The organism is Cellulosimicrobium sp. AB352, from assembly GCF_049538415.1.
Taxonomy (GTDB): domain Bacteria; phylum Actinomycetota; class Actinomycetes; order Actinomycetales; family Cellulomonadaceae; genus Cellulosimicrobium; species Cellulosimicrobium funkei.
Genome location: NZ_JBMVFX010000022.1, coordinates 53,845 through 74,973, shown reverse-complemented (window position 1 = coordinate 74,973; position 21,129 = coordinate 53,845). Strand labels below are relative to the sequence as shown.

Below are 21,129 nucleotides of genomic sequence, written 5' to 3'. Positions count from 1 at the left end.
AGCACCACGCGCCTGGGCGTCCTCGACATCGGCTCGAACACCGTGCACCTCGCCGTCGTCGACGCCGCCTACGCGGCGCGTCCCGTGCAGGCCGCGGGGGCGCGCACGGTCGTGCGCATCATGCGCTACCTCCGGCCCGACGGGTCGCTGTCCCCGGAGGGCGTCGCGGCGATGCTCGCCGCCGTCGACGACGCGATGGCGCTCGCGCGCGAGTCGGCCGTCGACGAGATGCTGCCCATGGCGACGTCGGCGCTGCGGGAGGCGACCAACGGGCCCGAGGTGCTCGCGGCGATCGGCGAGCGCGTCGGGCAGCCGGTCCACGTGCTCTCCGGCGAGGACGAGTCGCGCCTGACGTTCCTCGCCGCGCGCCGCTGGCACGGCTGGGCCGCGGGCCGGCTGCTCGTCCTCGACATCGGCGGCGGGTCGCTCGAGATCGCGTCGGGCGTCGACGAGGAGCCCGACCTCGCCGTGTCCCTCCCGCTCGGCGCGGGCCGCATGACCATGGCCTTCCTGCCCGACGACCCGCCCGCGCCCGAGCACGTCGAGGCGCTGCGCGAGCACGTGCGCGCGACGCTCGCGCCCGCCGTCGCGCGGTTCGCCCGGCTCCCGCGCCCGGACCACGTCGTCGCGACGTCCAAGACGTTCCGCTCGCTCGCGCGGCTCGCGGGCATGCAGACCGAGGCGGTCGGCCCCGACGACCGGTGGCGGATGCGCCGCGCGCAGCTCGCGGACTGGGTGCCGCGGCTCGCGCGCATCACGGCAGAGGGCCGCACCGCGCTGCCGGGCATCACGCCGGAGCGCACGTTCCAGATCGTCGCGGGCGGGGTGGTCGCGGTCGAGACGATGCGCGCGCTCGGCGTGGACGAGGTCGAGATCTGCCCGTGGGCGCTGCGCGAGGGCGCGATCCTGCGTCGCCTCGACCACGCCTGACGTCGGGCTTCCCGCTCAGCCGTCGGCTCCGGACGCGCCGCGCGGGGTCGTCCACCGCGGCGCGTCCGCGCCCCACGGCCGGGCCGGCGCCGGGTAGTCGTCGACGGGCTCGCCCGCGAGGCGGTCGAGCGCGGGCCGGGTCGTCGTCGCCTCGACGTCCCGGCCGTCGAGGCGCACCCGGTGCCCGACGACGCACCGCGCCCCCGGCGTCCGCGGCGGCCCGTGCGCGGGGTCGCGCCCGGGGGCGACGAGCAGCGCGTGCGCGGTGCGGGCGAGCGCGCCGTCGACCTCGCGCCCACGCCCGTCGGCCGCGCGGTCGGCGAGGGCGTCCACGACGGCCGCGGCCAGGAGGTAGCCCGTCGCGTGGTCGAGCGCCTGGGCGGGCAGGGCGCCGGGCGCGGCAGTCGAGGCGTCGCCCACGGTCCCGTCCCGCGTGCCCTCCACGAGCGCGATCCCGCTGGCCGCCTGCACGATCGAGTCGAAGCCGCGGCGCGGGGCCCACGGGCCGTCGTCGCCCCACGCGCTGACGCGCGCGTGCACCGCGCCGCCCGGCAGGCGCAGGCCGAACGCCTCGACCGCGCCCGGGCGGTAGCCCGTCACGAGGACGTCGGCGGCGTCGAGCAGCTCCTGGGCCCGGGCGCGGCCGTCGGGGGTCGCGAGGTCGAGCAGCGCGGACCGCTTGCCCTGCCCCGTGTCGAGGTGCTGGACCTCGATCTCGGGCAGGCCCGGCGGGTCGACGCGCAGGACGTCCGCGCCGAGCAGCGCGAGCGTCCGGGTCGCGACGGGCCCGGCGATGACGCGGGTGAGATCCAGGACCCGGAGGCCGGCGAGCGGCCGGGGCCCGACGGCGAGCGGGCGCGGGGGAGCGGCGTCGTCGCGCACCGCGGTCCGCACGCCAGGGCCCGACGCCGCGGCCCGGCCCGGCGCGGACGCGCGCCACTCGTCCGCGGAGCGCACGCGCACGGCGATCGCGCCGACCGAGGCCGCGAGGTCCTCGACCTCCTGCGCCGACCGCGCGGCGAGCGCCGTCGCGACGTCGTCCCGGGACGGGTGGTCCGCGACCGCGGCGGGCAGGTCGAGGAGCGCGAGCAGCCGCGCGCGGTGGTGCGGGTAGTTCGCGTGCGTGCGGACCCAGCCGTCCGCCGTGCGGAAGAAGCCGGACAGCGGCGCGAACCCGTCCACCGGAGCGCCGTCGAACCGCAGCAGCCGGTCGCTCGCGAACGCCGCCGCGACGCGCTCGGGGTCCGGGGCCGGTCCGGGGTCGAACCGGCCCGCCCGCGCCGCGGCGTCGCGCACGGCCGCGACCGACGCGAGCGCGAGGCCGAGCACGGGCAGCGTCGCGGCGAGGAGGTCGTCGTCCGCGCGTCCCGTCCCGACGGTCATGGCACGACGGTACGCCCCCGCGCCGTCCAGCCCTCGGCGCTGTTGGACGGTCGTCCATCTGGCGGTCCCCGCGGACTGGGCTTACCGTTCCTGAGGCGTGTCAACCCGACACGCCGGGTATGTCTGATTTCTTTTCAGGGGGCAGAGGATGGTTCGGAACGCGAGGCGCTGGTCGGGCGTGGCGAGCGTGGCGATGGCGACGGCGCTCGCCACGGGGCTCGGCGGGCTGCTCGTCGCCCCGAGCGCGAGCGCGGCGGCCGCCGTCGTGGCGCCGCTGGGGGCGCGCACCTACTCGGTCTCCTCCTACTACGGCCCGCGCTGCATGCCGGTCGCCAGCGCGTCGACCTGGCACCTCGGGCAGGACCTCGGCGCGACCTCCGGCACGCGGATCAACGCGATCGCCGACGGCACCGTCCTGCGCGCGGGCAGCGTCAGCGGGTTCGGGCAGTGGGTCGTCCTGCGGCACACCATCGGCGGGAAGACGGTCTCGAGCGTCTACGGGCACGTCATCGACGGCGACAAGTACGTCAAGGCCGGGCAGACGGTCAAGGCCGGCCAGCGCATCGCCGACGTCGGCTCCACCGGCATCTCCACCTCGCCGCACCTGCACCTCGAGGTCTGGAACGGCACCTACGGGTCGGGCGCGTCGCACACCGACCCGCTCGCCTACCTCAAGGGCAAGGGCGTCGACCTCGGGCGCGACGCGACGCGGGTGGCCGCCCGGTCGACCGCGACGTCGTGCACCTACTACACGAACGCCGCCGTGGACGTGCGCGCCGGGGCGGGCACCGGTGCCGTCGTCGCCCGGGTCGCGCGCGGGGCGACCGTCGTCGGCAAGCCCGGGGACGAGAGCGGCACGTGGCGCCGGGTCACGTCGGGGCGGACGACGGGCTGGGTCCCGGCCGCGAGCATCGGGCCGACGAAGCCCGCTCCGGTCAGCACGCCCCCGGCGACGAAGCCGCCGGCACCCCAGCCGGCGCCGAAGCCGTCGGCGCCCCAGCCGGCGACGCGGTACGTCACGGCCGCGTCGCTCAACCTGCGGGCCTCGGCGACGACGTCCTCGGCCGTGGTCGCACGCCTGCCGAAGGGCACGAAGCTCGCGGTCGCGTCGACCTCGGGCGGCTGGCTCAAGGTCACCGCGAACGGACGGACCGGCTGGGTCTCCGCCCAGTACACCTCGACGAGCGCACCGGCGGCTCCCGCGAAGCCGGCGCCCGCGAAGCCCGCACCGCCCAAGGCCGCGACGTCGTACGTCACCGCCTCGAGCCTCAACCTGCGGGCGTCGGCGTCGACCTCGTCCAAGGTCGTCGCACGGCTCGGGCGCGGGACCGCGGTGACGCACGCGGGCACCGCCTCGAAGGGGTGGCTCAAGGTGACCGCCGGGGGCCGGACGGGCTTCGTCTCGACCGCGTACCTCTCGGCGCAGAAGCCCCGCTGAGCCGACCCGGCGCCGCGCCCCTCCGGGCGGCGCGGCGTCAGCCCCCCGGCGTCACCGTGCCGGGGAACCGGGCGGCGGACCGGTCCGTGACCGAGCCGTCGCCCGCGGCGTTGATCTCGCTGATCATCATGACGAGGTCCAGGTCGGAGTCGGCCGCCCGGGCGAGGCTCGTGGCGAGCTGGTACGGGTCCGAGAGCGGCTGCATGTCGTAGTCGGTGACGACGGCCCGCGTCTGCATACCGAGGGCGTCGTTCTCGACGGCGGTCCGCACGCTGTCGGCGAGGCGGTTCATCTGCGACTCGGTGAGCGTCATCGTCACCTGCTGGCCGGGCGACACCTCGCCGGACGGCGAGAATCCGGAGAAGTCGCGCGTGTTGAAGTACTGCGACGACATGTCGTCGGCCGTGACGTCGAACGAGTACGTGCGCGCCGAGAGGTCCTCCGTGCCGGAGGCGTCGAACGACTGCGACAGGCGGAAGTCGCCTCGGTCGCCGTACGTCGCGGTCATGAGCTGCTCGGTGCTGCCGTCGGGGTAGGTCGTCGCGACGAGCGACCCGGTGTTCTGGCCGATCTGCCACTCGGCCCCGCCGACAGGCGTGTCGAAGCCGACGGTCGACGTCGAGTCGTAGTTGACGCGCTCGATGGTCGTCGTGCCGGAGATCCCGGTCGACGGGTCCCCGGGGATCTCGCCGGTGACGAGGTAGGTGTCGTAGGCGGCCTGGCCCTCGGGCGTCGACAGGTCGAACTCGGCGCTGCGCAGGGACGCGCCGTCGAGCGACGTCGTGTTGCCGAGCATGACCTTGACCGCGTCGAAGTCGAGGCCGAGGCCCGCGTGGTTCGCGATCGCCTCCGTCGGGCCCGCGGTGACGCGGACGGTGTCGTCGCCCGTGCGCTCGATGAGGCTGCTCACGCCCTCGGAGTCCTTGACGGACGACTCGAGCGCGATGTGCCGGAACGCGGCGTCGAGCTCGGTCTTGGCGTAGCTCCCGCCGTCCATCGTCACGGAGGATCCGACCGGCATGCTCCGCGGGTCGAACGGGTTGACGGACCCGGGGTCGACGTCGGTGCCGTCGGGCATCTTCAGGGTGTACTCGGACGTGACGCCGGTCGTGTACCCGCCGCTCACGCCCGTGCCGCCCTTCGAGACGCCGCCCTCGACGCCGATCGAGACGTCCGACTTCGAGGTGTAGGTGGTGAAGCCGTCCTCCGACTTCTCCCCGACCGTGTACTCGGCGCCGCCGTTGACGCCGAACGAGACCTTGGAGCCGTCGGTCGTCTTGAACCAGTCGGCGAGCGACCCGCTGCCGGAGTACGTCGTCTCGCCGCTGTCCGGGTCGTGGGAGACGCCGAAGCCGACCTTCGAGTCCGTGCCCTCCGTCGCGGGGCTCCCGAGGCCGCCGTTGTCGGAGCCGCCGCTCTGGCTGCCCTTCACCGAGACCGTCGGGCCGCCGGGGCCGTCGCCGCCCTCGCCCGAGCCGCCGTCGCCCGACCCTCCGGAGCCCGAGCCGCCGGACCCCGACCCGGACCCGCCCGACCCGCCGGCACCCCCGCCGGCGCCACCGCCCGTGCCGTCGGAGCTGGCGCTCTCCTGCTGGTCGGCGTTCGTGCGCACCTTGTCGGCCGCGTCGCGCAGCGTCGCCGCGGCCGCGGCGAGCGCGGGGCCGAGCTCGGAGGTCCAGCGGCCGCGCAGCTCGTCGCCGTCGGGCCCGGCCCAGCGGGCCCCGCTGACGGTGGACTGGAGGCCGCCGCGCGTCGTCTCGAGCGACTCCGACGCCGTCGTCAGGCTCTGCGCGAGCCTGCGCAGCTCGCCGATGTCGGCACCGTAGAACCCCATGGTCGTCCCTCTGTCGCGGCGGATCGTGCTTCCGGAGCGTACGTGGACGGGCGCCCCCGCGTCTCGGGGTGCCCATGGGGCGAGGTCCCCATGCCGCGTCCGGGCGGCCTTCCGACGGGCGCGCGGTCAGGCCGAGAGGACGTCCGCGAGGCGTTCGAGGACGATGCGGCCGGCGGGCGGGACGCGGTCCGCGTCCGCCGGCGTGAGCCACGCGAGCTCGGCGATCTCGGCGTTCGGCGCCGGCTCGGGGGACCCGGGCAGCGGCTCGGCGTACAGGCAGTGCATCCGCACGACGCGCCCGCCCAGCCCGTGCCCCGGGGCCTCGGCGACGAACGCGGGCCGGACCGTCCCCGGGTCCAGGCGCACGCCGAGCTCCTCGTGGATCTCGCGCACCAGCGCCTCGGTGTCCGTCTCGCCGGGCTCCACCTTGCCGCCCGGCATGAAGAAGCGGTCCTTCCCGGTCGTCCGCACCGCGAGCAGGCGTCCGTCACGGACGTTCACCCACCCGACGGTGCGCAGGGGCGGGAGGTCGGACGGCGGGGCCGACGCTCCGGCGGTCGAGGGGTCGGCGGGGCGCAGGTCGGGCGTGCTCACGCGTCCCACTGTGCCACCCGGCACCCACGGCGGGGCGGCCGAGGAACCCCGACGGCGCGTGGCGCACCCAGCGAACCACGCGCCGTCGGGCCTGCCCCTCGCGCGGCCCCAGTTCCGGCGAAGGGCGATCGTGCCGGGCCGAGGCCCGGCACGACGATCGTCACACCGACCAGCGGACCCTGCTCGGTGCGGACTCGTTCCAGACGCGGTCCAGCGCGGTCACGGCGTACGTGTACCGGCGGCCGCGCACGGCGGTCGGGTCGAGGAAGTCCTGGACCACCCGGCCCTCGGCGCGCTGCGTCGCGACGAGATTCGCGGGGTTCTCGGTGTCCACGTGCTGCACCCACCCGTCGGCACGGTAGATCGCGAACGACGTCGCCGCGAACCGGCGGCCGCCGGCGTCGGTCCAGTGCACGCGGACGCCGTCGTCGCGCCAGCCGGCCCACGCGAGCACGGGCGTGCGGACCTTCGTGCCCGGGAGGTGCGGCATGGCCGGGACGAGCGCCGGGTACCGGTAGTGGTCGTCGCGCACGCGCGTCATCGAGCCCTGCGGGTCGGCCGGGACGTGCTTGGCCGAGAAGTAGACGTTGCCGTGCACCGGGTGCTCCTGCTCCTGGCAGAACGTGAGGTGGTTCGACAGCTCGGCCGGGTCGGTGAAGACGCCCGACGTCACCTTGTACAGCGCCTCGCCGATGTACAGGTGCGTACCGGACTGCGCGGCGACGTCGGCCCACCACGGGACGAGCTTCGCGTAGTCCGCGACGGCGAGCCCCAGCTGCCAGTAGATCTGCGGGTTGATGTAGTCGAGCCAGCCCTCGACGACCCACTTGCGCGTGTCGGCGAACTGCATGTCGTACGACTGCGAGCCGCCCGTCTGCGAGCCGCGCGGGTCCGTCGAGGCGTTGCGCCAGATGCCGAACGGGCTGATGCCGAACTTGACCCACGGCTTCGCCTGCTTGATGCGCTGCGAGATGGACTGCACGAACGTGTCGACGTTGTGGCGCCGCCAGTCCTCGACCCGGTCGAAGCCAGCGCCGTGGGTCGCGAAGGTCGCGGCGTCCGGGATCGTCTCGCCCGCGACGGCGTAGGGGTAGAAGTAGTCGTCGAAGTGCACGCCGTCGATGTCGTAGTTCTCGACGCTGTGCAGGATCGCGTTCTTGATGTGCTCCTGCGCCGCGGGCAGGCCCGGGTCGAAGTAGAGCTTGCCCCCGTAGGCCCACACCCACTCCGGGTGCTGCCGCGCGGGGTGCTCGGGGACGAGCCGCGCCGGGTCGGCCTGCATCGACACGCGGTACGGGTTGTACCAGGCGTGGATCTCCAGGTTGCGCCGGTGGCACTCCTCGACGACGAACGCGAGGGGGTCGTAGCCGGGGTCCTGGCCCTGCACGCCCGTGAGGTACTGCGACCACGGCTCGTAGGGGCTGGGCCAGAACGCGTCGGCCGTCGGCCGGACCTGGACGAACACGGCGTTGAGGCGGAAGTCGCGCGCGACGTCGAGCCAGCCGAGGAGCTCGGCCTTCTGCTGCTCCGCCGAGAGCCCGGACGCCGACGGCCAGTCGATGTTCACGACGCTCGAGATCCACATCGCGCGCAGCTCGCGCTTGCGGGGCGCCGGGGCCGTGGTCGGTGCGGCGTGGGTCGAGCCGGGCGTGGTGAGCGCGGCGGCCGGGGTGAGCGAGCCGACCGTCACGGTGAGCGTGCTCGCCGCGACGCCCGCCGTGGCGAGGGTGAGGAACTGTCGTCGTCCGACGCCGGCCGGGGCCGAGGCGGGGGACGTGGGGGAGCCGTCGAGCGTCATTGCTGATCCTCCGGGTCGTCGAGTATATGGCAGATAGTTTCACAGAACGTCGTGACTGTGAAGGTTTGCGCCACGCGCTCCCGGCGGCGGCGCCGAGCGTGGGGTCGTCGGTGCTCCGGGGCCCGGCGCGGTGCGGTCGCCCGGTGGACTCTCCCGGCCCGTGCCCGGCGGGCCGCGACGCGCCGTGCACTGCGGGTCCTGCCCATGCCTTCGCGGCGAGAGTATGGTCGCCACCATGGCATCGAAACCGCTCCAGGAACCCGCGTTCCTCGTGCTGTCCGCGCTCGCCGCCGGGCCGCTGCACGGGTACGGCATCGCGCAGGACGTCGAGTCCAGCTCCGACGGGCGCGTGACCCTGCGCGCCGGCACGCTCTACGGCGCGATCGACCGGCTCGTCGCCGCCGGGCTCGTCGAGGTCGACCACGAGGAGGTCGTCGACTCGCGGCTGCGCCGGTACTACCGGCTCACCAGCGAGGGCGGGTCGCGCCTCGCCGCCGAGGCCGAGCGCGCCGAGGCCCAGGCACGCCGCGCGCTCGAGCGTCTCGGTGCCCGACGCCGCACGGCCGCCCCGGTGGGCGACCGCACTGCGCCCCGCCCCGCGCGCAGGCTCGACGGGGGAGTCGTCGACGGCGGGGCGGTGCCGGCATGAGCGGCCACGACGGCTACCGCGACACGGATGCCGCCGGCCCGGTGCTCGTGGCGCCGGTCCTCGTGCGGGACTACCGGCGGCTGCTGCGCCTGTTCCCGTACACCTACCGGCGGGCGCACGAGGCCGAGATGCTCGGGCACCTGGTCGACGGCGCGCGGCCCGGGCAGTCGCGGCCGACGCGGGCCGAGCGGTGGGACCTGCTGCGCGCCGCCGCGCGCGAGTGGCTGCTCGCGCCGCTGGGCCCGTCCCCACGGCAGCGGCGCGCGGGGACGGGGCTCCTGCTCGTGGTCCTGCCCGCCGTGCTCGTGGTCAGGGCAGCGCGCGTCCTCGCGTTCGCCGCGGCGATCGTCGGGGCCGTGCTCGGCCCGAGCGGGCACGCACCGCTCCTGACGACCGTCCCGACGGCGTCGATGTGGACCCTCTGGCTCGCGGCGGTGGCCCTCACGCTCGCCGGGGCGCAGCGCGTCGGCCTCGCTGCTGCGGTGCTCGCCGCTGTCGCCGGGGTGGGCGGGCTCGCGGTCTCGCTCGGCGCGGGGAGCAGCTATGCGGCGTACCTCGACGCGCCGTGGGTCGCGGCGGTGTCCGTCTACGCGGGCGTGCTCGCCGCACGTCGGGCGTGCCGGGTCGGGCCTGAGCCGTGGACGCTCCGGGCCGCGACCCTCGGGGCGATGGCTCTGGCCGTCGGCGGGTTCGCCGCGGCGACCGCTGCCGACGCGGCGAGCTTCGGGGTGCCGTGGTGGTCGGGGGTCGCGCTGAGCCCGTGGACGCCTCCCGCGCTGGCTGCGCCGGTCGTCCTGCTACTCGGGGTCGCGCTGCTGTGGCGCCGGACGCGGCCGGCCGTCCCGGTGCTCGGCGGTCTCGCCCTCGCAGGCGTGCTGAGCCGCTCGACCTTCTTCTGGTCGGGGACCGTGAACGTCCAGACCGCGGACCTCGGCAACGTGCTCGGGCTGCTCGCGCTCGCGGCCGCCGCGATGCTCGTCCTGACCTGGGTCGTCAACCGCCTCGACGAGCTCACCGAGGTGCGCGCAGCGCACCGCGCCCGGCTCGCCGCCGCGGGTGGGATGCCGGGCCGGGGCGGGTCCCACCCGGGCGAGCCGACCGCCGTCTGACACGGGCGCCGTCGGGCACGACGGTGCGTGCGGACGAGAACGGGGCCGGCGACCGAGATCCCCAGGATTCGGTCGCCGACCCCGTTCTCGGCGTCGGCCGGTCAGTCCAGGTAGGTCTCGACCAGGCGGGAGGCGAGGCCCGTGTACGTCGCGGGGGTGAGGTCCGCGAGGCGCTGCGCGACGTCGTCGGGCAGGCCGAGGCCCGCGACGAACTCGCGGAGCCGCGCCGCGTCGACGCGCTGGCCGCGCGTGAGGTCCTTGAGGCGCTCGTACGGGTTCTCCATGCCGGGGACGCCCGCGACCGACGCCGCGCGCATGGCCGACTGGATGGGCTCGCCGAGCACCTCCCAGTTCTCGTCGAGGTCCGCCGCCATGAGGTCGGCGTTCGCGGCGAGGGCCTTCAGGCCGCGGCGCACGTTGTCGATCGCGAGGAGCGAGTGGCCGAACGCGGGGCCGACGTTGCGCTGCGTCGTCGAGTCCGTGAGGTCGCGCTGGAGGCGCGACGTCACGAGCGTCGCGCCGAGCGTGTCGAGCAGCGCGGACGAGATCTCGAGGTTCGCCTCGGCGTTCTCGAACCGGATCGGGTTGACCTTGTGCGGCATGGTCGACGACCCGGTCGCGCCCGGGACGGGGATCTGCGTGAAGAACCCGAGCGAGATGTACGTCCACACGTCGGTCGCGAGGTTGTGGAGGATCCGGTTGAACCGCGCGACGTCCGCGTACAGCTCGGCCTGCCAGTCGTGCGACTCGATCTGCGTCGTCAGCGGGTTCCACGTGAGACCGAGGCCCTCGACGAAGTGCTTCGAGACCGACGGCCAGTCCACGCCCGGGACGGCGACGGTGTGCGCGCCGTACGTGCCCGTCGCGCCGTTGAGCTTGCCCAGGTACTCGGCCGCGCCGACGCGGCGGAGCTGGCGGCGCAGCCGGTGCGCGAGGACGGCGAGCTCCTTGCCGAGCGTCGTCGGCGTCGCGGGCTGGCCGTGCGTGCGCGAGAGCATCGGCACGTCGGCGTGCTCGCGCGCCATGTCCGCGAGCTGGTCGGCGAGCGCCGTCGCGGCGGGCAGCCACACGTGCTCGACGGCGCCGCGCACCATGAGCGCGTAGGACAGGTTGTTGACGTCCTCGCTCGTGCACGCGAAGTGCACGAGCTCGCCGACGCCGGGCAGCACCGTGTCGGGGCCCAGCGTGTCGGGCGCCGCGGCGAGGCGGCGCTTGACGAAGTACTCGACCGCCTTGACGTCGTGCACCGTCTCGCGCTCGATCGCGGCGAGCTCGGCGATCTCGTCGCCCCCGAACGTCGCGGGGATGCGGCGCAGGTAGGCGACCTCGGCGTCGGAGAGCTGGGGCGCGCCGGGCACGACCGGGCGGACCGCGTTCTCGTCGACCGCCTGGACGCCGTTGCACAGCGTGATGAGCCACTCGACCTCGACGTGGATGCGCTCGCGGTTGAGCGCGGCCTCGCTGAGGTGATCGACGAGCGGGGCGACCGCGGCGCGGTAGCGGCCGTCGAGCGGACCGAGCGCGATCGGCGGGGTCACCTCGGCGAGGCTCACGCGGGCAGGGGCGGCTGCGGCAGGGTTCTCGGGCACGCCCCTGATTCTCCCACGCGTGCCCGACGGCGGTCGGTGCCGCCCGCAGTCCGGGCAACGGAGCCGTCGCGCGGCCCGTGGCCGTCCCCAGCGTCCGGGCGCGAGGGTTCGGTCCACAGCCTGGCGACCTGCCGCGCCGTCGGCCGACGGGGCTCCGTACGGTCGCCGCCATGCCGACCCCGCCACCACCGCCGTGCCTCGCCGCACCCTTCGGGATCACGCGCGCCCGCGACCAGGTCCTCACCGCGACCGACGACGCCGCGCGCGCCGGCGCCGCCCTCGAGACCCCCGACCTCCCGTGGGCCGGGCAGGCGCGGCACGCGTACGACGACGCGACGGCGGAGGGTCGGGCAGCCCTGCTCCGCCTCGACGAGACGCTCGGCACGTGCCTCGTGCGGCTGGACGCGCTCACCGTGCTCGCGGAGGCCGACGTCACGAGCCTGCGGGCGGGGCTCGCCACGGGACTCTCCGCGGGAGGCGGCTCGTGAGCGGGTCGCCGCCCGGCCCGTCCGTCGTGATCCGTGGCGGGACGGAGCCGACGGTCGTCGAGACGGCGGGGGTCGTCGCGCAGGCCGCGGTGCTCGCGGCCCGGGCGGACCACCTGGCGGGAGCGGCAGGGGCGCTGCGGGACGCGCGGCACGCGGTGGAGGTCACGACGGCCACGCCGACGGCGTTCGCCGGGCGGCTCGTCCCGGCCGAGCCGCTCGGGGCGGCCGCGGGCGCGAACCTGACGACGACGCCGTTCTGGTCGGCGGAGGTCCGGGCCGCGCGTGCGGCCCTCCTCGACAGCCTCGACGCGGCGGCCCTGCTCGCCGGGCAGGAGGAACAGCGGCTGCGCGGGCTCGCCGGGCGGCTCCACCAGGCGGTCCGGGTGTACGACGACGCGGACGCCGCGGCCGCCGCCGGGTGGTCCGACACCGCGCTGGTCGTGGCGGGACGGCACTACGGGCTGGCGGGGGCGGGCGCCGCCGGGCTCGGGATGATCGTCGCGCAAGGCCTCGCCGGGCTCGCGCAGTCGCTGCTGCACGGAGGGCCCGCTCTCGGTCGGCTCGTCACGACGGGCGAGGCGCTGCACCCCGCGACCGTCCGCGCGCTGGGTCGCACGATCGGCATGCTCGACCCGGACCGCCCCTGGTACGCCGTGCCGACGGTCGGGAACGCGGCGGCGGTGCTGCGGGCGTCCGTCCAGCCGCTGCGCGACCGGTTCCTGCCCGACCCGGAGGTGCGGCGGGTCGACGCGGCGCCCTACTACCTGCCGACCCCCACGGACACGCGGTCCGCCCTCGGCGCCGTGGCGGCGCTCGGGAGCACGGACTCGGTGCTGAGCGTCCAGCGCATCGTCAAGGACGACGGGACGCCGACGTGGGTCGTCGCGATCCCGGGCACCCAGCCCGGCAACCTCCGGACGGTGTGGAACATGACGTCCAACTACGACCTCATGTCCGACGACGAGTCCCAGCGCGCGCGGGCGGACAGCGTGCGGGCGGTGCTCGACGCGATGGGCCGGTCGGGGATCGCGCCTGGGGACGACGTCGTGCTCGTCGGGCACAGCCAGGGCGGCATGGTCGCGGCCACGATCGCGGCGGCGACGGTCGGGACCTACCAGGTGCGCCACGTCGTGACGGCCGGGTCACCGGTCGGGGGGCACGGCCTCCCGCCCGGCGTGCGCGCCACGCACCTCGAGACCAGCGGGGAGGGGGTCTCCGGCCTCGACGGGAAGCCGAACCCGGCGACGCCCGAGCGCGTGACGGTGACGGGTACCGTCTCCGCGCCCGGCGGCGGGCCGCCGCTCGACGTGCCGCACTCCGTCGGCTACCACCAGGACGTGCTCGACGCCGCGGTCGAGGTGGGCGACCGCGGCCTCGAGGAGCACCTCGCCGACGTGGAGCACTGGCTCGACGGCGAGGCGGAGGACCCGCTCGTCTACGAGGCGCGTCTCGTCCCGGACCCCGAGACGACGTTCTGCGTCGGTGAGCTCGCGGTGCCGAGGCCGCCGTGGCCCCCGTGGCCGGCTCCGGACGGCGTCGTGACGGCGCCGGGCCCGTCCCTCGGCACGCCGGGTCCGTCCGGGACGACCGGTGGCTCCGGCACGCTCGGCGGCACGGGCACGCTCGGGGGCGCCGGGACGGGTGGTGGCGAGGACGATGCGCGGTGACGGCCCGGTGCCGTCCCCCGGCGGGCCGGTCGGGAGGGCGGGCAGCGGCGCGCGCGGTGGAGCGCTCGGGTCAGCGGTCCTGGGCCTTCGGCACGACGGCCGAGACGAGGAAGTTGATCACGGCGATGATGAGGGCCGCGAGCAGCGCCCACCAGAACCCGCCGATGATGCGGATGCCCCAGTCCGTCTGCTCGGTGATCCACGCGGTGAGCATGAGCATGAGCGCGTTGACCACGAGCGAGAACAGCCCCAGCGTGAGGATGTAGAGCGGGATCGAGAGGACCTGCACGATCGGCTTGATCACCGCGTTCACCAGCGAGTAGAGCAGCGCCACGACGAGGACGATCACGACCTTCCCGCCGGCCGTGTCGGAGCCGACGATCTGGAAGTGCTCGTCCATGAACAGGCTCGTGAGCCAGATCGCGAGACCGGTGATGAGGACGCGGACGACGAAGCTCATACCCGGCATCCTGCCATCCGGGCGGTGGTCCGGCACGGGCGCCGCGCGTGGCGCGCCGTCGTCCGCCACGGACCGCGGTGCACGAGTGGCATGATCGAGGACCGTGGCCCACGAACCCCGCGTCCCCCTGCGTCCTGCCGTCGCCGCCCTGCCGGCCTACGTCCCGGGGGCGCGCGTCGCCCCGGGTGCGGCGGCGTTCAAGCTCTCCTCGAACGAGAACCCGTACCCGCCGCTGCCCTCGGTCGTGGCGGCGATCGCCGACGCCGCGGCGGACGCGAACCGCTACCCGGACATGTACGCGACCGAGCTCACCGAGGCGCTCGCGGCGGACCTCGGGGTCGGGGCCGACGAGGTCGTGGTGGGCAACGGGTCGGTCGCGGTCCTCGCGCACGTGCTCCAGGCGGTCGTCGAGCCGGGCGACGAGGTCGTCTACCCGTGGCGCTCGTTCGAGGCGTACCCGATCGCGGTCGCCGTCGCGGGCGGCACGTCGGTGCGGGTCCCGCTCCGGACGGGGGAGCACCGCGGGCGCCTCGACCTGCCCGCGATGGCCGCGGCGGTCACCGAGCGCACGCGCGTCGTCATGGTGTGCACGCCCAACAACCCGACCGGTCCGGCGGTGCACCGCGACGAGCTCGAGACGTTCCTCGCGGCGGTGCCGTCGGACGTGCTCGTGGTGCTCGACGAGGCGTACCTCGAGTTCGTGCGCGACCCGGAGGCCCCCGACGGTCTCGCGGTGTACGCGCAGCACCCGAACGTCGTGCTGCTGCGCACGTTCTCCAAGGCGTACGGGCTCGCGGGCCTGCGCGTCGGGTACGCCGTCGCGCGTCCGCGCCTCGCGGCGGGCATCCGTGCCGTCTCCACGCCGTTCGGGGTCTCGCACGTGGCGCAGCGGGCCGCGATCGCGTCGCTCGGGGCGCGAGGCGAGCTCCTGCAGCGGGTCGAGCACCTCGTGGCGGACCGCACCCGCCTCGTCGAGGGTCTGCGCGACCAGGGCTGGTCCCTGCCGGAGTCGCAGGCGAACTTCGTGTGGTTCGACCTGGGGGAGCGCACGGCCCAGCGCGCCGAGGAGGCGCGTGCTGCCGGCGCGATCGTGCGCCCGTTCGCGGGCGAGGGCCTGCGCGTGAGCGTGGGCGAGCCCGAGGCGACCGACCTCTTCCTGCGCGTCAGCGCGACCTGGCTGTAGCCCTTCCTCGACGGCCCCTCTGCGTTCCGGCAACGGAACTTCCCCAGATCGACCGAACCCCTGGTGCTCGCGTCTCCGGATTGCTACTTTTACGTAGCAATCACTTCCGAAGGGGGAGATATGAGGTTTGGTCGAGTACTGACGACGGCGATGGTCGCCGGGGTCCTGGCCTTCACACCGGCGGCGGCGTTCGCCGGCTCGCAGCTCGTGGGCGGCGGGATCTGGAACTACGGGACCAGTGCGGGCGCGATCTACTCGCACTACCTGCACAACACCCAGTGCCACGGCGCGTCCGTGCACAACGGGAAGCTCTACCGGGTGACCAACATCAAGCCCGGGGTCTGGGCGAAGGTGCACGCCAAGGACTGGCCCATGCGCGTGGACCACGCCTACTGGCACAAGTGCGCGTAGCACGGACGCAGGGCAGGGGCGGCGCCGTGCCGCCCCTGCCCGGTCCGGCGCGGAGCCTCCATGCCGAACAGAAGCCTCAGCCTGGCCTACGCCCTCGCGGTGGTCGTCAGCCTCTTCCTCGCCTTCTTCACGGTGCAGGCGTACAGCGAGTTCGCGGTCCGCGGGTTCGACGCCCAGCTCCGCGTCGACTCCCTCGGCACGACCGCGTCGAGCGCCGAGGCGTACGGCACGATCGCGACCTTCGCGACCTCCCGCGACTGCACCGTCGCCAAGGTGACCTTCGACCTCACCGACGTCTCGACGCGGCACCTCTCCGTCCTCGGTGACGGCTCGGCCGACCCGGGCGGGCGGTGGCTCGACCACGGCGTGGCCGACTTCAGCCGCGGCGTCACCACGCAGGTGCACCCCGGCGCCGAGCTCGGGGCCACGAGCCCGGTGGGCTCCTACGGGCTCTCGTGCGGCACGGCGGAGGCCGAGGCGCTGGCCGCCGCGCTGCGGGAGGCCGGGGTGACGGCGTCGGCCGACTCCTACCCGACGATCCTCTCGTGGCACCGCTACCTCGCGGGCACGCCGATCCCGGCGGGCTACGCCATCGCGGCGGTCGCCGTCGTGCTCCTCGCGGGGTGCGGCGCGCTCCTCAACGCCCGGGCGTACGCGGTCCAGCGCCTCCAGGGCGCGCCGTTCTCCAGCATCCTGCGGCGCGACCTCGCCCCGATCGGCCGACGCCTCGCCCTCCACCTGGGTGGTGCTGCCGTCGTGTGCGCGATCGTGCTCGGCGCCTACAACGGGTTCGCGCAGGCGACGACGTTCCTCGGCCTGGCAGGCGCCGTCCTCGCCGGGCTGCTGCTCGTCACCGTGACCGCCCACGCCGTCTCGACGGCCGCCGCGCAGCGCATCCCGCTCGCGGCCGCGATCAAGGGCGAGTCCGTGGGGGCCTGGGTCGTCCCCGCCGCGTTCGGCGTGCGGTTCTGCGCCCTCGTCATCCTCGTCGCGTCGATCTTCTCCGCCGTGCACGCGGGCCAGCTCATCGCGGGTCAGCAGGCCGCCCGCTCCGCCTGGCAGAGCGCGGGCGGCGCGACCTCCGTGGGCGTCGGCGGCGACGACCAGGCCCGCGCGGGCGAGTTCGCGCAGCGCCTCGGCGAGGTCGTCGTGCGGGCGCTCGACGACCGCGAGGCGGTGCTCGCCGCGCGGCAGCCCGTCTCGGCGTTCGGCACGGTGACGGTCGCGCCCGAGGACCAGCCGGTCCTCCTCGTCAGCCCGTCGTACCTGGAGGAGCAGGACGTCCGCGACGCGACCGGGTCGCGGCTCGTCCCGGCGCCGGGGTCGTGCCTCACGATCCACCTGCCCACCACGCTGCGGGCGGACCAGCAGGACGACGTCGTGGCCGCCGTCGGCTCGTGGGCGGACTACTTCGGTGCGACGTGCGCCGTCGAGCGCGGTGCGCCGCTCGCCGAGGGCAGCACGCTGTTCGACTACGGCAACGCCGCGGACCCGAGCGCGTCACCGCTCGTGGACGAGCCGGTCGTGCTCGTCGTGGACCCGGCCTCGGAGGTCGTGAGCGCCGACGGGTACGGCGCGTACACCTCGACGGGGGACGTCGTCTTCCTCGACCCGGCGTACGTGCTGGAGGAGAGCCGCGCGGCGGGCATCCGCGACTACGTCCTCTCGGTCACGCCGATCGCGGACGCCGCGGCCGAGGAGTACCAGAAGCTCGTCCGGAGCTTCCGGCTCGGCCTCGCGAACATCGCGGCGGCGGCCGGCGTCGTGCTCCTCACCGCGGTCGTGGTGTCGAGCGCGTACACGCGGCGGTACGCGCAGAGCGTGTTCGTCCGCTACATCGCGGGGTGGTCGTTCGCCGCGCGGTACCGCGCGGCGTTCCTCGCCGAGGCCGCCTCGGCGGTGCTGCTCGTCGCGTACGTGGCGGCGAACCCGCCGCGCACGCCGCCGGCCCTCGGCGCCGTCGTCGCGGCCGCCGCACCGCGGCTGCTCGGGGGAGCGGAGCCGCTCGTCGCGGTGGCGGTGTGCCTCGTGTCGTCCGCCCTGCTGGTGACCGCGCTCGCGGTGGCCCAGCGCAGGCTCCTGCGGACGCGATCCAGTGACAGCTGAACGAAGGGGGATGGCGATGATCGAGGTCGTGGGTGCGGCCAAGTTCTACGGGGCGCGGACGGTCTGGACGGGCCTCACGCTGAGCGTGGAGGCGGGCTCGATGGCGGGCCTCGTGGGGTCGAGCGGCTCGGGGAAGACGACGCTGCTCAACTGCGTGGGCCTGCTCGACCGGCTGGACGCGGGGACGCTGTTCGTGGACGGGCGCGACGTCACCGCGCTGAGCCCGCACGGGCGACGCCTGTTCCGACGGGACGAGCTCGGGTACCTGTTCCAGAACTACGCGCTCATCGACAACGCGACGGTCGCGGCGAACCTCGACGTCGCGTTCGTGAGCAGGGGCGTCCGGCGGGCGGACCGCGCGCGCCGGCGCGAGGAGGTGCTCGAGCGCGTGGGGCTCGGCGGGTACGAGCGCGCGGCCGTCTACGAGCTGTCGGGCGGCGAGCAGCAGCGCGTCGCCGTGGCGCGGCTGCTCCTCAAGCGGCCGCGCGTCGTGCTCGCCGACGAGCCCACGGGGGCGCTCGACGAGGGGAACGCCGACGCGATCGTCGGGCTCCTGCGCGAGCTCGCGGACGAGGGGCGTGCCGTGGTCGTCGCGACGCACAACCCGCGCGTCGAGCAGGCCTGCGACACCGTCCTCGAGCTCGGCGCCTCGACCCAGCACGTGGCCCGCGCGTTCGTCGGCGCGGACGACGACGGCGCGGCGTAGCGGCGGGCGACGGCGGCGCGGTTGCCGGGTCCTGGTCACGCGAGAAGACTCGCGGCATGGACAACCAGGAGTGGGAGCAGTTCGTCGAGGACAACGGCTGGCTCTTCGGGGGCGCGGCCCTGGTCCTCTACGTCGCGGTCGCGGTGATCTTCTTCATCGCCTACGTCCGGATCATCCAGAAGGCCGGCTACTCCGGCTGGTGGGTGCTCGTGGGCCTCGTGCCGATCCTCAACGTCGTCATGTTCCTCGTGTTCGCGTTCTCGCGCTGGCCGGTCCTGCGCGAGCGCGACGCGCTGCGCTCGGGCGGCGTCTACCCGCGGTAGGGGCAGCCCTCCCGGGGCCGGGGGTGCGCCGGTGGGGATTGGAGGTTCTCTACAGCCGGTCGTGACGGACGTTGGGCGACACGTCGGAGGCGCTACCTACGGGGTCGTAGCCTACGCTTGCGTAGGCTACGGAGACGTAGGTTCCGACGGCGCCCCGCACCGGGCGCCTCCTGCCCCCGAGCGGGCCGGCCGCCGGCCGGGCCGCACCGAAGGAGAGTCGCGTGACCGAGAACGACGCGAGAACCGGCGTGCGGGACGCTGCGAGCACGCACCCCGACCTCCCCGACGTCGCGGGCGGTCCCGACGACGCACCCCTGCTCCAGCTCGTGACGCCCGCCGGCGCCCGCGTCACGACCCCGGAGACCGACGGCTACCGCGAGCGCGTCGCCCACCTCGACGCCGCGGCGCTGCGCGGTCTCTACCGCGACATGGTGCTCACGCGCCGCTTCGACGACGAGGCGACGTCGCTCCAGCGCCAGGGCGAGCTCGGCCTGTTCGCGCAGGCGAAGGGCCAGGAGGCCGCGCAGATCGGCTCCGGCCGCGCGCTCGCCCCCCAGGACTACGTCTTCCCGTCGTACCGCGAGCACGGCGTCTCGCACGTGCGCGGCATCGACCCGACGGCGCGCCTGCGCCTCTTCCGCGGCGTGGACCACGGCGGGTGGGACCCGACGGCGCACAACGTCCACCTGTACACGCTCGTCATCGGGTCGCACGCGCTGCACGCGACGGGGTACGCCATGGGGGTCCAGCGCGACGGCCTCGTCGGGTCGGGCGACCCGGAGCGCGACGCGGCCGTCGTCACGTACTTCGGCGACGGCGCGACGTCGCAGGGCGACGTCAACGAGGCGCTCGTCTTCGCGGCCGTGAACAACGCGCCGGTCGTGTTCTTCTGCCAGAACAACCAGTGGGCGATCTCGGAGCCGACGACCCGGCAGACCCGCGTGCCGCTCTACCGCCGCGGCGGCGGGTTCGGCATCCCCAGCGTGCGGGTCGACGGCAACGACGTGCTCGCGTGCTACGCCGTGACCGCGGAGGCGCTCGAGCGTGCCCGCTCCGGCGGCGGCCCGACGTTCGTCGAGGCGTTCACCTACCGCATGGGCGCGCACACGACGTCCGACGACCCGACGAAGTACCGGTCGCGTGCCCAGGAGGACTACTGGCGCCGTCGGGACCCGATCGACCGGCTGGAGAACCTGCTCCGCGCCGAGGACGCGTGGGACGACGCGTTCGCCGCCGACCTGGCCGCCGAGGCCGACGCGCTGGGCGAGCGGCTGCGCGAGGAGGTCCGTGCGCTCGCCGCACCGGACCCGTCGAGCATGTTCGACCACGTCTACGCGACCCCGAACGCCGTGGTCGAGCGCGAGAAGGCGTGGTTCGCCGACTACCAGCAGTCCTTCGAGGAGCCGACCGCGGAGGTGGCGCGATGAGCGACAGCAAGACCCTGACCCTGGCCCGCGCCATCAACGAGGGGCTGCGCCGGTCGCTGGAGAACGACCCCAAGGTCCTGCTCATGGGCGAGGACATCGGCGCGCTCGGCGGCGTCTTCCGCGTGACGGACGGCCTGCAGAAGGACTTCGGCGAGGACCGCGTCGTCGACACGCCGCTCGCGGAGTCCGGCATCCTCGGCACCGCGATCGGTCTCGCGCTGCGCGGCTACCGGCCGGTGTGCGAGATCCAGTTCGACGGGTTCATCTTCCCCGCGTACGACCAGATCACGACGCAGCTCGCGAAGATGGGCTACCGCTCGGGCGGGAAGCTCCAGGTGCCCGTCGTGATCCGCGTGCCGTACGGCGGCGGGATCGGTGCGGTCGAGCACCACAGCGAGAGCCCCGAGGCGCTGTTCGCGCACACGGCCGGCCTGCGCGTCGTGTCGCCGTCCACGCCGCAGGACGCGTACACGATGATCCAGGAGGCCGTCGCCTCGCCGGACCCGGTGCTCTTCTTCGAGCCCAAGGGCCGCTACTGGGAGAAGGGGCCGGTCGACGTCGCGGGTCGCGGCGAGGGCGCGACCGTGCTCGACCGGGCGCGCGTCGTCCGCCCCGGCACGGACCTCACGCTCGTCGCCTACGGTCCGACCGTCGCGACCGCGCTCCGCGTCGCCGCGGCGGCCGAGCAGGAGGGCCGCAGCATCGAGGTCGTGGACCTGCGCAGCATCTCGCCGCTCGACACCGCGACGGTCGTCGAGTCCGTCCGCCGGACGGGACGCTGCGTCGTCGTGCACGAGGCACCGACCTACCTCGGCTCGGGCGCCGAGGTCGCGGCCCGCGTGACCGAGGAGTGCTTCTACTCGCTCGAGGCGCCCGTGCTGCGCGTCGGCGGGTTCCACACGCCGTACCCCGTCGCGAAGATCGAGCACGACTACCTGCCGAGCCTCGACCGCGTGCTCGACGCCGTCGACCGCGCGTTCGCGTTCTGACGCGCGTCCGCCGCGACCTCGACAGCGCCGACCGGGACCACCAGG

19 protein-coding genes are annotated in these 21,129 nt (G+C 75.0%); 13 read left to right on the top strand and 6 right to left on the bottom strand.

Features of this window, described 5'->3' with window-relative positions:
* Positions 1-12 precede the first annotated feature (12 nt).
* Positions 13-930, top strand: a complete 918-nt coding sequence (locus tag ACPCUX_RS15330; RefSeq protein ID WP_085388566.1) for a Ppx/GppA phosphatase family protein — start codon at positions 13-15, stop codon at positions 928-930.
* Between the two features lie 15 nt (positions 931-945).
* Here ACPCUX_RS15330 and ACPCUX_RS15325 read toward each other — a convergent pair whose 3' ends face one another.
* Positions 946-2,313, bottom strand: coding sequence for a CoA transferase (locus tag ACPCUX_RS15325; protein ID WP_423389104.1), 1,368 nt, complete (start codon positions 2,311-2,313; stop codon positions 946-948).
* Between the two features lie 193 nt (positions 2,314-2,506).
* On the opposite strand from ACPCUX_RS15325, the gene ACPCUX_RS15320 reads away from it, so the two are divergent.
* Entirely contained in the window at positions 2,507-3,751 is a 1,245-nt protein-coding gene (locus ACPCUX_RS15320) for an SH3 domain-containing protein (protein ID WP_423389107.1), read from the top strand.
* Between the two features lie 37 nt (positions 3,752-3,788).
* Here the strand turns inward: ACPCUX_RS15320 and ACPCUX_RS15315 are convergent, their stop codons facing one another.
* From ACPCUX_RS15315 to ACPCUX_RS15305, 3 genes are all read right to left on the bottom strand, one after another.
* Complete coding sequence (locus ACPCUX_RS15315) at positions 3,789-5,585, bottom strand: hypothetical protein (RefSeq protein WP_423389103.1); 1,797 nt, start codon at positions 5,583-5,585, stop codon at positions 3,789-3,791.
* 126 nt (positions 5,586-5,711) lie between these two features.
* Positions 5,712-6,179, bottom strand: coding sequence for an NUDIX hydrolase (locus ACPCUX_RS15310; RefSeq protein ID WP_222123552.1), 468 nt, complete (start codon positions 6,177-6,179; stop codon positions 5,712-5,714).
* A 160-nt stretch (positions 6,180-6,339) separates the two neighbouring features.
* On the bottom strand, positions 6,340-7,977 hold the full coding sequence (locus ACPCUX_RS15305; RefSeq protein ID WP_423389102.1) for a glycoside hydrolase family 10 protein: 1,638 nt from the start codon (positions 7,975-7,977) through the stop codon (positions 6,340-6,342).
* 235 nt (positions 7,978-8,212) lie between these two features.
* Here ACPCUX_RS15305 and ACPCUX_RS15300 point away from each other — a divergent pair, with 235 nt between their 5' ends.
* The gene (locus ACPCUX_RS15300) at positions 8,213-8,626 is read left to right on the top strand and encodes a PadR family transcriptional regulator (RefSeq protein WP_423389101.1); all 414 of its coding nucleotides are present in this window, start codon (positions 8,213-8,215) and stop codon (positions 8,624-8,626) included.
* A complete protein-coding gene (locus ACPCUX_RS15295) occupies positions 8,623-9,735 on the top strand; it encodes a hypothetical protein (protein ID WP_423389100.1) in 1,113 nt (370 codons plus the stop codon). Before ACPCUX_RS15300 ends, ACPCUX_RS15295 begins: the two co-directional genes overlap by 4 nt.
* Positions 9,736-9,836: 101 nt before the next feature.
* Here the strand turns inward: ACPCUX_RS15295 and purB are convergent, their stop codons facing one another.
* Positions 9,837-11,324, bottom strand: a complete 1,488-nt coding sequence (gene purB, locus ACPCUX_RS15290; RefSeq protein WP_363464787.1) for an adenylosuccinate lyase — start codon at positions 11,322-11,324, stop codon at positions 9,837-9,839.
* Between the two features lie 170 nt (positions 11,325-11,494).
* Between purB and ACPCUX_RS15285 the strand changes: the two genes are divergently transcribed.
* Together ACPCUX_RS15285 and ACPCUX_RS15280 are read left to right on the top strand one after the other, a co-directional pair.
* On the top strand, positions 11,495-11,812 hold the full coding sequence (locus tag ACPCUX_RS15285; protein WP_114552875.1) for a hypothetical protein: 318 nt from the start codon (positions 11,495-11,497) through the stop codon (positions 11,810-11,812).
* Complete coding sequence (locus ACPCUX_RS15280; protein ID WP_423389099.1) at positions 11,809-13,479, top strand: hypothetical protein; 1,671 nt, start codon at positions 11,809-11,811, stop codon at positions 13,477-13,479. The genes ACPCUX_RS15285 and ACPCUX_RS15280 overlap by 4 nt, the downstream gene beginning before the upstream one ends.
* A 70-nt stretch (positions 13,480-13,549) precedes the next feature.
* Here the strand turns inward: ACPCUX_RS15280 and ACPCUX_RS15275 are convergent, their stop codons facing one another.
* Positions 13,550-13,939, bottom strand: a complete 390-nt coding sequence (locus ACPCUX_RS15275) for a phage holin family protein (RefSeq protein WP_021483630.1) — start codon at positions 13,937-13,939, stop codon at positions 13,550-13,552.
* Between the two features lie 103 nt (positions 13,940-14,042).
* Here ACPCUX_RS15275 and hisC point away from each other — a divergent pair, with 103 nt between their 5' ends.
* The 7 genes from hisC to ACPCUX_RS15240 all read left to right on the top strand — a co-directional run bounded on the left by hisC (position 14,043) and on the right by ACPCUX_RS15240 (position 21,084).
* Positions 14,043-15,122 (top strand): histidinol-phosphate transaminase, encoded by a 1,080-nt coding sequence (gene hisC, locus ACPCUX_RS15270; RefSeq protein ID WP_085386760.1) that lies wholly within the window; start codon positions 14,043-14,045, stop codon positions 15,120-15,122.
* 120 nt (positions 15,123-15,242) lie between these two features.
* The gene (locus ACPCUX_RS15265; protein ID WP_021483224.1) at positions 15,243-15,533 is read left to right on the top strand and encodes a lactococcin 972 family bacteriocin; all 291 of its coding nucleotides are present in this window, start codon (positions 15,243-15,245) and stop codon (positions 15,531-15,533) included.
* 60 nt (positions 15,534-15,593) lie between these two features.
* Positions 15,594-17,639, top strand: coding sequence for a hypothetical protein (locus tag ACPCUX_RS15260; RefSeq protein WP_043656583.1), 2,046 nt, complete (start codon positions 15,594-15,596; stop codon positions 17,637-17,639).
* Positions 17,640-17,649: 10 nt separating this feature from the next.
* A complete protein-coding gene (locus tag ACPCUX_RS15255; protein ID WP_232422994.1) occupies positions 17,650-18,345 on the top strand; it encodes an ABC transporter ATP-binding protein in 696 nt (231 codons plus the stop codon).
* A gap of 56 nt (positions 18,346-18,401) precedes the next feature.
* Complete coding sequence (locus ACPCUX_RS15250) at positions 18,402-18,668, top strand: DUF805 domain-containing protein (protein ID WP_076403859.1); 267 nt, start codon at positions 18,402-18,404, stop codon at positions 18,666-18,668.
* A 248-nt stretch (positions 18,669-18,916) separates the two neighbouring features.
* Positions 18,917-20,095, top strand: a complete 1,179-nt coding sequence (gene pdhA, locus ACPCUX_RS15245) for a pyruvate dehydrogenase (acetyl-transferring) E1 component subunit alpha (RefSeq protein WP_212715453.1) — start codon at positions 18,917-18,919, stop codon at positions 20,093-20,095.
* Positions 20,092-21,084, top strand: a complete 993-nt coding sequence (locus tag ACPCUX_RS15240) for an alpha-ketoacid dehydrogenase subunit beta (protein ID WP_043656580.1) — start codon at positions 20,092-20,094, stop codon at positions 21,082-21,084. The genes pdhA and ACPCUX_RS15240 overlap by 4 nt, the downstream gene beginning before the upstream one ends.
* Positions 21,085-21,129: the final 45 nt, after the last annotated feature.